11 protein-coding genes are annotated in these 11,435 nt (G+C 36.7%); 1 reads left to right on the top strand and 10 read right to left on the bottom strand.

What is annotated here, in order from left to right; translation table 11 throughout:
* Positions 1 to 76 precede the first annotated feature (76 nt).
* From rpoD to rpsU, 10 genes are all read right to left on the bottom strand, one after another.
* A complete protein-coding gene (gene rpoD, locus FC77_RS06495; RefSeq protein WP_056970799.1) occupies positions 77 to 1,165 on the bottom strand; it encodes an RNA polymerase sigma factor RpoD in 1,089 nt (362 codons plus the stop codon).
* A 128-nt stretch (positions 1,166 to 1,293) separates the two neighbouring features.
* Positions 1,294 to 3,126, bottom strand: coding sequence for a DNA primase (gene dnaG / locus FC77_RS06500; protein WP_056970786.1), 1,833 nt, complete (start codon positions 3,124 to 3,126; stop codon positions 1,294 to 1,296).
* Between the two features lie 25 nt (positions 3,127 to 3,151).
* Entirely contained in the window at positions 3,152 to 5,218 is a 2,067-nt protein-coding gene (glyS, locus tag FC77_RS06505) for a glycine--tRNA ligase subunit beta (RefSeq protein WP_056970788.1), read from the bottom strand.
* The gene (glyQ, locus tag FC77_RS06510) at positions 5,211 to 6,128 is read right to left on the bottom strand and encodes a glycine--tRNA ligase subunit alpha (RefSeq protein WP_054682142.1); all 918 of its coding nucleotides are present in this window, start codon (positions 6,126 to 6,128) and stop codon (positions 5,211 to 5,213) included. The genes glyS and glyQ overlap by 8 nt, the downstream gene beginning before the upstream one ends.
* 247 nt (positions 6,129 to 6,375) lie before the next feature.
* The gene (gene recO / locus FC77_RS06515; protein ID WP_056970790.1) at positions 6,376 to 7,131 is read right to left on the bottom strand and encodes a DNA repair protein RecO; all 756 of its coding nucleotides are present in this window, start codon (positions 7,129 to 7,131) and stop codon (positions 6,376 to 6,378) included.
* Positions 7,132 to 8,040 carry a GTPase Era gene (era, locus tag FC77_RS06520; protein ID WP_056970792.1) on the bottom strand — a complete coding sequence of 303 codons (909 nt, stop codon included), beginning with the start codon at positions 8,038 to 8,040 and terminating at the stop codon, positions 7,132 to 7,134.
* Positions 8,040 to 8,564 (bottom strand): rRNA maturation RNase YbeY, encoded by a 525-nt coding sequence (gene ybeY, locus FC77_RS06525; RefSeq protein WP_056970794.1) that lies wholly within the window; start codon positions 8,562 to 8,564, stop codon positions 8,040 to 8,042. The genes era and ybeY overlap by 1 nt, the downstream gene beginning before the upstream one ends.
* Positions 8,551 to 9,522: a PhoH family protein gene (locus FC77_RS06530; RefSeq protein WP_054682140.1), complete on the bottom strand. Its 972-nt coding sequence runs from the start codon at positions 9,520 to 9,522 to the stop codon at positions 8,551 to 8,553. The genes ybeY and FC77_RS06530 overlap by 14 nt, the downstream gene beginning before the upstream one ends.
* A gap of 20 nt (positions 9,523 to 9,542) precedes the next feature.
* Positions 9,543 to 9,986 (bottom strand): GatB/YqeY domain-containing protein, encoded by a 444-nt coding sequence (locus FC77_RS06535; protein ID WP_056970796.1) that lies wholly within the window; start codon positions 9,984 to 9,986, stop codon positions 9,543 to 9,545.
* Positions 9,987 to 10,139: 153 nt separating this feature from the next.
* Positions 10,140 to 10,316: a 30S ribosomal protein S21 gene (gene rpsU / locus FC77_RS06540; protein WP_009560161.1), complete on the bottom strand. Its 177-nt coding sequence runs from the start codon at positions 10,314 to 10,316 to the stop codon at positions 10,140 to 10,142.
* 191 nt (positions 10,317 to 10,507) lie between these two features.
* Here rpsU and FC77_RS06545 point away from each other — a divergent pair, with 191 nt between their 5' ends.
* Entirely contained in the window at positions 10,508 to 11,335 is an 828-nt protein-coding gene (locus tag FC77_RS06545; RefSeq protein WP_056970798.1) for a pyruvate, water dikinase regulatory protein, read from the top strand.
* Positions 11,336 to 11,435: the final 100 nt, after the last annotated feature.

Raw genomic sequence — 11,435 nt, forward strand, 5'->3', positions numbered from 1 at the left:
AATGACTGCCTGATTCTATTCATTTACTCTCTATCAACAGGATTTGACAAAGAGCCCTTTTAGTATCTAAATTACTTTATTCATCCAAAAAATCACGTAATTGGTTAGAACGACTCGGGTGCCGCAGCTTGCGCAAAGCCTTTGCTTCAATCTGACGAATACGCTCACGGGTAACACCAAATACACGCCCAACTTCTTCCAAAGTACGGGTACGACCATCATCAAGGCCAAACCGCAATCTTAAAACATTTTCCTCACGATCAGTTAAAGTATCAAGAACTTCTTCAAGTTGTTCCTTTAACATTTCATAAGAAGCATGTTGCTCAGGGCTGGTAGCATCTTTATCCTTAATGAAATCACCCAAATGAGAATCATCCTCCTCACCGATAGGCGTTTCAAGAGAAACCGGTTCTTGAGCGATCTTCAGGATATCACGTACTTTCTTAGTCGGCATATCCATTTCGGCTCCGATTTCTTCAGGAGTCGGTTCACGACCTAAGTCTTGAAGCAATTGACGTTGAATTCTGATTAACTTATTAATAGTTTCTACCATGTGAACCGGAATTCTGATGGTTCTTGCCTGGTCAGCAATGGCACGGGTAATAGCTTGTCTAATCCACCATGTTGCATAAGTAGAAAATTTAAATCCTAAAGTATAATCAAATTTATCAACAGCCTTCATTAGCCCCATGTTACCTTCTTGAATAAGATCCAAGAAGGACATGCCACGGCCAACATACCGTTTAGCAATAGAAACAACCAAACGTAAGTTAGCTTCAGCTAATTCCTGCTTTGCTTCCTCGTCTCCTGCTTCGATTCTCTTAGCAAGGGCAATTTCCTGATCAGCATTAAGTAGGGGAACACGTCCAATTTCCTTTAAATACATTCGAACTGGATCGTTCATCCTAACGCTTGATGGAGCGGACATATCCTTTAATTCAGCCTTTTCAACATCCTTTTGTTTCTTTAAAGCTAATTTAGAAGGATCGCCCTTATCATCAACAATACTGATGCCATTGTCTTCGAACTCCTGGACTAATTGGTCAACGGCCTTACCTTGTAGCTTGTAAGGCTTAACCAACCGATTCATGAAGTCTTTTTCAGTAATCGTTTTACTCTTCTTAACGTCTTTTACGACTTTTTTAACCAACTTGTCTAAAGAGATAGTATTAGTCCTCTTAACAGGTTGTTTCTTCGTAGTGGCTCTTCGCTTCTTTGTAGTAGCCCTAGTTTTCGTTTTTTTCGCAGTAGTTCTAGTCTTCTTTGTAGTCTTTGTAGTACTTTTCTTTACCACTAAAAAGCCTCCTTCTTGCCCTGGATTCTCTTCAAATTTAAAATCTTTTGAGTAATTTTTATTATTTCCTCTGTATCCGTTTTGCGTCTAGCATCATTTAATTGGTTTTTAAGCTCATCTAGCTTGGAATTGATCTTACGCATATGGAGTGCACTAATTTGCTCATCAATTTCATTTTCAGTAAAATCATCGGGCATATCTGCCATTTCAGCACTTACTATTATACCTTGAAGTTCTTCAGGAATAAAATCTAAGAAACTATTAATTTCCGGATTTTCATGACTTTCACTAAATTTTAACCACAATTCAGCAAGTTTTGCATAATCCTTGTCAGGAAACAGAAATTTTTTCTTTAATAAATAATTTTTTGCATGGGTTGAATGAATGAATAAATAAAGTAGCCTCGTTTGAACTGGATCACGATCACCCTTCTCATCTTCAGGTGCATCAGTCGGTGTCGGCGGAGTTAAATCTTGTAATTCTGGCGTAGGTAAAGAATTATCATAATTACTCCCCTTATGCCGATTAGCTGTCCGCTCACGTCGCTGCTGCTTGATTAAATTTGCTTTTAAAGAAGCCTTTGAAACACCTTGGGCTTTAGCAATCTTATCAATATAAAGGTCCTGTTCCACCGGATTAGTTAATCTAGCTATTACTTTGACGGCCTCATCTAAATAAACGATCTTTTCCCGATCATTATTTAAATTATACTTTTTAGCCAACCGCTTTAAGAAGAAATCGGTTGCGGTAAACGCACCTTTTACTTCATCTTGATACTTTTCCGTACCGTATTTCTTTACGTACTCATCTGGGTCTAAGCCATCTGGCAAAACAACGACCCCAATGTTAAAACCGCCAGCTTTTTGGAACATTTTAGTAGCCCGCTCTTCAGCGTGAACACCAGGTTCATCCCCATCGTAATTGATAATTATATTTTTAGTTACCCGTTTGAGCATGTATATTTGTTGATCGGTTAAGCTAGTTCCCATTGAAGCAATTCCAGATTTAACTCCTGCCTTATAGGCAGAAATTACATCCATATAGCCCTCATATAAAACTAGATGCCCTTCTTGCTTGGCAGCTTTCTTAGCTTCCGAAAAGTTAAAAAGCACCTTAGATTTATTAAACAATTTTGTTTCAGGACTATTAATGTACTTAGCAACCGTTTTATCGTTAGAAATCCTTCGTCCAGAAAAGCCGATAACATAGCCACTCTCATTCCCTAACGGAAACATCAAACGATCACGGAAACGATCAAATAAACGACCATCCTTGCTTTCAACAAATAAACCGCTCCTAAATAAATCATCATCCTTATAGTTTCTGCCACGCAAGAAAGTTAATAATAAATTATCCTGTTTAGGAGCATAACCTATTTGGAAATGTTCGAGAATCTCATCTGACATTTTACGTTCTCTTGCATAACGCAGCCCTCTACGGCCCGCATTGGTTGTCAACAATACATGATGATAAAATTCAGTTGCATCCTGAAACATGAGGGTCATCGTATTAGAAACTTTAGGCTTAGTAAAGTTTCCCGATAACTTGATATGTGCAAACTCAGCTACTTGTTTAACACTTTCAGGAAAGGTTAAGTTGTCTTTATACATCAAGAATTTAAAAACATTACCACCCTTACCACAACCGAAACATTTAAAAAATTGCTTATCCTCGTTAACCGTAAATGATGGTGTTTTTTCTTGATGAAAAGGGCAAAGACCGATATAGTCTTTGCCTTTCTTTTCAAGTGAAACATATTGGCTGATTACATCTACAATATTGACGTTGCTACGTACCTTTTCGATAACTTTCTCAGGAATTAATCCAGCCATTCCAATCACCTATTCTTTATTAAAATTACTTAATAACTAATTTGCTCAAATCCCCTAAACGGTCTGCCAATTCACTTACATTACTTAATTGAGCTAAACGATTATTTCTAATCTTTTCATCTTTATCCATAATCATATTAGTATCGAAGTATTGGTCAATAACTGGTTGCAATTGAACAAAGCCTTCATAAAGGTCTGCTAAATCGACTACATCCTGCAGATTTTCTACACCAGCATATAGTTCATTCTCACTATTATTTTCAAACAAACTCTTATCAACCTTAGCTTGACCCTTAAATTTAGCCTTTTTAAGAATGTTATCGATTCTGGTTAAGCTTTCAACAACAGGTGTAAATTTATCATCATCATGGTGTAATTGCAAAACATTCGCTGCAGCTAAAATTTGAATTGGATCCTGCTGACTTGAAGCAAGTACGGCATCAATAATATCGTACTTAAACTTGTTCTTCTGTAGATATTGCTTAATTCTGTCACGAATAAATGAAGCTATTTCTTCATCTTGAGTGCCAGCTTTAGGTAACTTAGCAGGGGTCTTACCCTTAAGCAAATCAACCATCTCAGGCAAAGCTTCGTTAAACGGTAATGACCATTTTTGGTTAAGTAAAATTCTTACAATTCCATAAGCGTTACGCCGTAATGCATATGGATCATTAGATGAAGTAGGAATCATACCTGCACCAAAGAAAGTAATAATGGTATCAAGTTTATCAGCTACAGACAGAAGTGAACCAACGGTAGTTTCTGGAAGCGGGCCTTCTGAAGTAGCTGGCATGTAGTGCTCTTTGATAGCTACAGAAACTTCTTCGTTTTCACCAGCAAACCGTGCATAATACATCCCCATTACACCTTGTAATTCAGAGAATTCTCCAACCATTTGGGTTACTAAGTCGAACTTATAAAGTTCACTCGCACGGTCAAAGTCCTTAACTACTTGATCTTGTAATTTCCAGTGTTTAGCTAAAAAGTCACCGATAATACGTACCCGCTTCATCTTATCTGCCATTGATCCGATCTTATCGTGGAATGATACGTTTTGTAAACGATCAACAAAGTGACTGAGTGGGTATTTACAGTCTTCATCGTAGAAGAATTGCGCATCATCTAACCGAGCAACCAAGACCTTTTCATTACCGGAAATAACGTTATCAAGATAATCCTTGTTACCGTTACGAACAGCGATGAAGTGGTTAATCAAATTATCGTCTTGATCATAAACTTCAAAGTACCTTTGATTATCTTTCATTGAGGTAATCAAAACTTCTTTAGGCATCTTCAAATACTTTTTATCAAAAGACCCTGCAAAAACAGTTGGATATTCAACCAAATTAGTAACTTCTTCAAGCAAATTCTTATCTGGCTTGATCTTCCAATTGTTTTTCTTCACCAAGTCGTTCATTTGGTGAACGATCATGTCTTTGCGTTCATCGGCATCCACAATAACGAATTGATCCTTTAATGCATCTTCATAATCATCTGCATTTGCCAAAACAACAGAGTCACCTAAAAAGCGGTGTCCTTGGGTTTTACGGCCAGCCGTAATATCTAAAATTTTAACTGGAATTACGTCACTGCCAAATAGCGACACTAACCAGTGAATTGGGCGAACAAATTCGAAATCATTCGAATCCCAACGCATTTTAGTAGGAAAAGTCATTGCTTTAATGATATTACTCATTCCAAGTAAAATATCACTGGCTTTTTTCCCTTCCTTTTTAACGTGAACATAAGCATATTCGGTACCCTTAAATTCTTGGAAGTAAATATCATCTGGCGTCATACCTTGACCACGAGCAAAGCCTTGGGCAGCCTTTGTCCAGTTACCATCAGCATCCTGAGCAATCTTTTTGGCTGGACCCTTCTTTACTTTATCGATATCTTTTTGCTTTTCAGCTAAATCTTCAACAAGAATTGTAAGGCGACGTGGTGTTGAATAAGTTTTAATATCCTTAAACTTTAAACCATTCTCCTTTAAGAATTTTCTGGTTCTGTCAGCGAGTTGTTTAACACTACGAGAAACAACATGAGCCGGCATTTCTTCTGTACCAATTTCAAATAAATAATCTTTAGTCATTTTCAAGCCCTGCTTTCTTATTCTTTGCATTCTTAAGAAGTGGGAAGCCACGCTTTTCACGTTCTTCTACAAAGCTTACTGCAACTTGATGAGCCAAATCTCTAATTCTGGATAAGTATCCGGCACGTTCAGTAACTGAAACCGCACCTCGTGCATCCAGCAAATTAAATGTGTGCGAACACTTTAAAATATAATCATATGCAGGATGAACCAAATTCTGACTAAGTAAACGTTTAGCCGTTGCTTCGTAAAGATCGAATAATTTAAGAAGATTATCCTGGTTAGATTCTTCAAACGCATATTTAGAATGTTCATATTCTGGCTCTTTAAAGATATCGCGGTAGAGCACACCATTACCCCAGACCAAATCAAAGACTGAGTTAACATCTTGAATATATGATGCAAGCCGTTCAATTCCGTAAGTGATCTCACTCATAGTAGGCTTTACGTCGAGCTCACCAACAACTTGGAAATAAGTAAATTGACTAACTTCCATGCCATCAAGCCAAACTTCCCAACCGACACCGGCACAACCCATAGATGGATTTTCCCAGTTATCCTCAACGAAACGAATATCGTGTTCGAGAGGTTCGATTCCAAGTACCCGCAAACTATCCAAATAATACTGTTGAATATCTTCTGGTGCTGGTTTAATAACTACCTGAAATTGGTGGTGCTGATACAGACGGTTAGGGTTTTTACCATAACGACCGTCTGCAGGTCTTCTGGATGGTTCTACATAGCAAGCTGCCCACGGTTCAGGACCAACCGCACGAAGAAAAGTGTAAGGACTCATAGTTCCTGCACCCTTTTCAACATCATATGAAGGCATAATCATACAACCTTTAGAAGACCAGAATTTTTCCAGTTTCATGATCATATCTTGAATATTTAATTTCTTTTCTGCCATTTTCTATTCCTTTCTGCAATAGACCATAAAAAAAGCCTATGCAAAACTTGCATAGGGACGAATTAAACTCGCGGTTCCACCCTAATTCAGGAAATATCTTCCTGCCCTTAATTAGTTTGACTAGAGGTACCTTTTCCTAGATGTCCTCACATCCTACGACACTCGCTGGACTAGTACTTTTCTAAATCCTCATTACTGTCAAAATACGTTATTATTCTACCATAATAATTAAAACAAAAACAAATCTTTAATTAAACATCTTTAATTCATCAAGGAATTTTTTGGTCTTTAAATTTAAATCAATTGTATCACGGTAAATGCGATCAATTGCCTTTCTGGTAGCCTTTTTGGTATCATCACTTACCTTAATTGAACCTAAACGTTCTATTGGAAGTAAGCCGATTGTTCTTAATACTGCCGTTTGTTTAGGCTTCAAATGCATCCGGCTATTCTCTACCCGAAAATGATCACTGCATAAAATACCACCACGTTTAATAGAATAATCAAAAATTCCCTGACTTTTACCACAAATCACACATTGTTTTAATTGTGGTTCAACCCCATAAGCTGCTAACAATTGCATCTGCACGATTTGCGTAATCATTTCTGGATCTACGCCGGCATTAATCTTTTTAATAGCATATAAGGCTAAGGTATAATATTTACCCAAATTTTGATATTCGAGAAAAGCATGATCAATTAAATCCAAAATAAAAGAAGCATAAGCATTCTTAGTCAGATCATTATATAAACCATCGAATTGCCTTACTTCTTTATAAGTCCGCAGGTTGCTAAGACCATGACCACTTGTATAAATTACATAATTACCATAAGAAAAATTCAAGGTAGCGGCACCTAATTTAGACTTTGGTTTAAGTGCACCCCGAACAATTAAAGTAATAATACCATTTTCTTTCGTCATTATTTTAGCTAATAAGTCTGCCTCTTTATATTTTTGCCTTTTAAAAATTATGCCTTGAACTTCTTTAAGTTCACGCGCCATTTAAGACAATTCCTTCTTATCATAGCCAATCTGTTTTAAGAAACTCGGATCAGACCGCCACTTAGATTGAACTTTAACCCATAAACGGAGGTTAACTTTCTCACCTAGCAAAGCTTCAATCTGTTTACGTGAATTAATACCTATCTGCTTAAGCATCTTACCGCCCTTACCGATAATAATGCCTTTTTGACCGTCTTTTTCTACATAAATTGTAGCTTCAATCTTCAGCTTACCTCTTACATGTTGATTCATTCGTTCAACCTTCACAGCGGTAGCATGTGGTACTTCTTGAGCAGTTAATTTCAAAATTTGCTCACGAACTAATTCAGCAACAAGAAAGTATTCGGGACGATCCGTTATTTGATCAGGATCATAGTATTCTGGGCCATCAGGCAAATACTTATGAATTGTCTCAAGTAAATCAGAAATACCGATCCCTTTAGTGGCTGAAATCGGCAGGTATTCCTTAAAATTTTCAAATTTTCGGTAAGAATCAATAATTGGTAATAATTTATCGGGATTAACCTTATCTACTTTATTAATGACCAGAAAAACCGGTACCTTTACCTTTTTTAATAAATCGCCAATATATTCATTACTCTTCCCAATTTCATCAGGTTCAACCATAAATAAGACTAAGTCAACTTCATTTAAACTTGAGATACTGGCCTTATCCATGTAATCATCAAGCTTTAAACGAGGCTTAAAAATACCCGGTGTATCAACAAAAACAACCTGCATATCATTTGAAGTATAAATACCAGAAATTTTATTTCTAGTTGTTTGTGGCTTGCTCGAAGTAATTGCCACCTTCTGGCCAACCAAATAGTTCATCAAAGTTGATTTACCTACATTAGGACGGCCTACCAGGGCAACAAATCCAGATTTAATTTTTTTATTTTCAGTCATTATTTTCCTCTGCCTTTATCTAATTGATCAGGATAAAGTGGCAAGCCATAATCTTTCAATACTTTTCCTTGAATACCAAACATTTTCTTTGCTTCATCTGGCTTAATATGATCATAACCATTCAAATGCAGAAAACCGTGAACAATTGTGTAGCCAAATTCCCGGTCGAAACCAGTACCATATTCAACACTGTGGCGCTTGATCACACCCGGGCACATAAATAAATCACCGATATCTTCTTGAAAATCGGGATCATCCTCAAAAGCTGCAATATCAAAGTCTTCATCACCATCTTCAATGGCAAAAGAAATAACATCAGTCGGACGATCCTTATCACGGTACTTTTTATTTATTTCTTGACTATGATCTTCATCTACAAAGTTGATGCTCATTCCTAAATTGTTCTTTTTCCCAATTTCTTTCTTGGCTAAAAGGAGCAATTTCATGATCCACTTTTGCCAGTCGCGGCGATCATCTTTTAAAAAGTCGACCTCATCATTATAAGTAATATCAATTGGCTCCATGTTTACGTTGAGCATCCTCTTTTTCATATGCATTAATAATTTTGGCAACTACTGGGTGCCGAACGACATCGTTAGAAGTAAACTTAACAAATTTGATTTGATCAATATTTCTTAAAATCCTTCGCGCATCAATTAGACCACTATGTTGTCTACCTGGCAGATCAACTTGTGTAATATCACCATTGACAATCATCTTAGAATTAAAGCCTAACCGGGTCAGAAACATTTTCATTTGTGCATCTGTCGTGTTTTGAGCTTCATCTAAAATAACAAAGGCGTCATCTAAAGTACGCCCCCGCATATATGCGAGTGGGGCGACTTCAATTACGCCACGTTCCATTAACCGTTCAGTCGTACTTTTACCTAAAATTGCGTACAAGGAGTCATATATTGGCCGCAGATATGGATCAACCTTTTCTTTTAAGTCTCCTGGTAAAAAGCCAAGGGACTCGCCAGCTTCAACCGCAGGTCTAGTCAGAATAATTCGCGATACTTCACCTTTCTTAAAGGCAGAAATTGCGCATACGACGGCTAAGAACGTTTTACCGGTACCAGCAGGACCAATACCAAATACAACATCACTCTTTTGAATAGCCTCCACATACCGCTTTTGCCCCATATTTTTAACCCTGATCGGTTTGCCTTTAGCATCCCGAATCAAAATTTTCTTATACAGGTCAAGAAAGTACTCTGTAGTCCCCTTATCAGCCATTTTCATTGCACTGACAACATCGGGAGCACCAATGTTAACACCAGAACTCACAACATTATCTAATGCTTTCAAAACTGCTACAACTTTTTGTGAACCAGCACTGTCACCAGTAATCACAATTTGATTACCCGTGTCAGTAACTGAAACATCGTAACCTTCAGACAAGAGGTTCAGATTACCATCATTAATTCCAACTAATTTTTGGATATTCTCTGGATTTTTAGGAATAAAATCGGTTTCGGCCAAATAACTCTCTCCTTTACTGCTTAACTTAGATGGTCACGTACTAAAGCTGAAGCTTCTTTACCGTCAGCTCTACCCTTAACTTTAGGCATCAATGCTTTCATTACCTTACCGAAGTCAGATTTGCCTTTGGCACCAACTTCGGAAATTGTCTCAGAAACGATTTTATCCAATTCGTCCTTTGACAATTGTTTAGGCATATAGCCTTCAACAATTGTAAGTTCTTTTTTAGTTTCATCGGCTAAATCTTTACGTGAAGCTTTAGTAAATTCAGCAATTGATTCTTCTCTTTGTTTTTTTTCATGATTAAGGACTGTTAATTCTTCATCAGGACTTAACTTATGTCCTAACTTAATCTTTTCATTCATAAGTGCTGATTTAATCATTCGCACAGTATTTAATTTAACTTTATCATGGGCTTTCATAGCTTTTTTCATATCGTCCATAATTTCATCAGATAAACTCAAGGTTAATCCTTCTTCCTTAAAATAAAACCTAGTTAAATTATAGCAAAAGTCAGGCACGTATGTGTGGAATTAAGCTAATTAAAGTATTTACCGTAATTTTTTATACAAAAAGAAAAACTTCTATCAAAACGATAGAAGTTTCCCACACATTTATTAATAATGTCTACGCTTACGTGCAGCTTCTGATTTCAACTTTCTACGAACACTAGGTTTTTCGTAGAATTCGCGTTTGCGGTATTCTTGTAAGGTACCACTTCTCGAAACGGAACGTTTGAAACGACGAAGAGCATCATCAATAGACTCGTTTTCATGAACGACTGTCTTAGCCATGTGTGATCCCTCCTTCCATTTCTTGACGTTACGTCATACATTGGTTTCATTATAACAAACAGAGGAGCTGGGTCAACATAATCTGCCAATATTTTTAAAAAAAGTTTTTAATTTTAGTATTATCTATACTATAGAACTGTTAATCTATTTTCAGAAACTGTATAATTAATCTCTAGAAAGAAGTGTACATAATGCCAGAAAAAACATCAAAGAAAGAAATCAACATTATCATTATTTCGGATGCCGCCGGTGATACTGCTTTTAACAACGTAGTTGCTGCTGCCGCTGAATTTCCTGATGCAAAGATTAATTACCGTCGTTATCCATTTATTAACAACAAAGAGAAATTAAAGAATACTCTCGATGAAGTGGAAAAGTATCCCAACCTAGTTATTATCTATAGTTTAGTTAAAGATGAGATGCAGATACCTATAATTCGCTTTGCCCGCGAACATAAAGTTCAAAGCATCGATATTTTCTCACCTATTGTTGAAGCACTGCAAAAGACAACGGGTATGCGCCCAGTTGAAAAAATTGGTGCACAGCATAAGATGAATCAAAAATACTTCGATAGAATTTCTGCAATGGAATTTGCTGTAATGTACGATGATGGTAAAGATCCAAAAGGCTTTTTGGAAGCTGACGTTGTATTACTCGGAGTTTCTAGAACTTCTAAAACACCATTGTCACTGTATCTTGCCAACATGAACTTAAAAGTTGCCAATTTACCATTAGTTCCTGAGACTCATATCCCTAAGGAAATTTACGAAATTGATCCTAAGAAAATTGTTGGTTTAACCAATGATCCATCCGTTTTGAATCATATTAGAAAGCAAAGAATGATTTCTTATGGTTTAAACCCAGATACAACTTATTCCAACATGGATTCAATTAACAAGGAATTAGAGGCAGCACAAAAGCTTTATAAGAAGTTAGGCTGTTACGTAATTAACGTCGCTGACCGTTCGATTGAAGAAACGGCCGCTTTGATTCTAAAACATCTTGGAATTGAAAAATAAATAATAAATATTTAAAGACAAGAAAAAAGTCATTTTAAAGAAACTGAACTGAGACCTAAAAATTAGACAGTTTAAAATACAGGATTAATAGAGGCTTGAT

Origin of the sequence: Lactobacillus acetotolerans DSM 20749 = JCM 3825 (genome assembly GCF_001436775.1) — a bacterium.
GTDB classification, from domain to species: Bacteria; Bacillota; Bacilli; order Lactobacillales; family Lactobacillaceae; genus Lactobacillus; species Lactobacillus acetotolerans.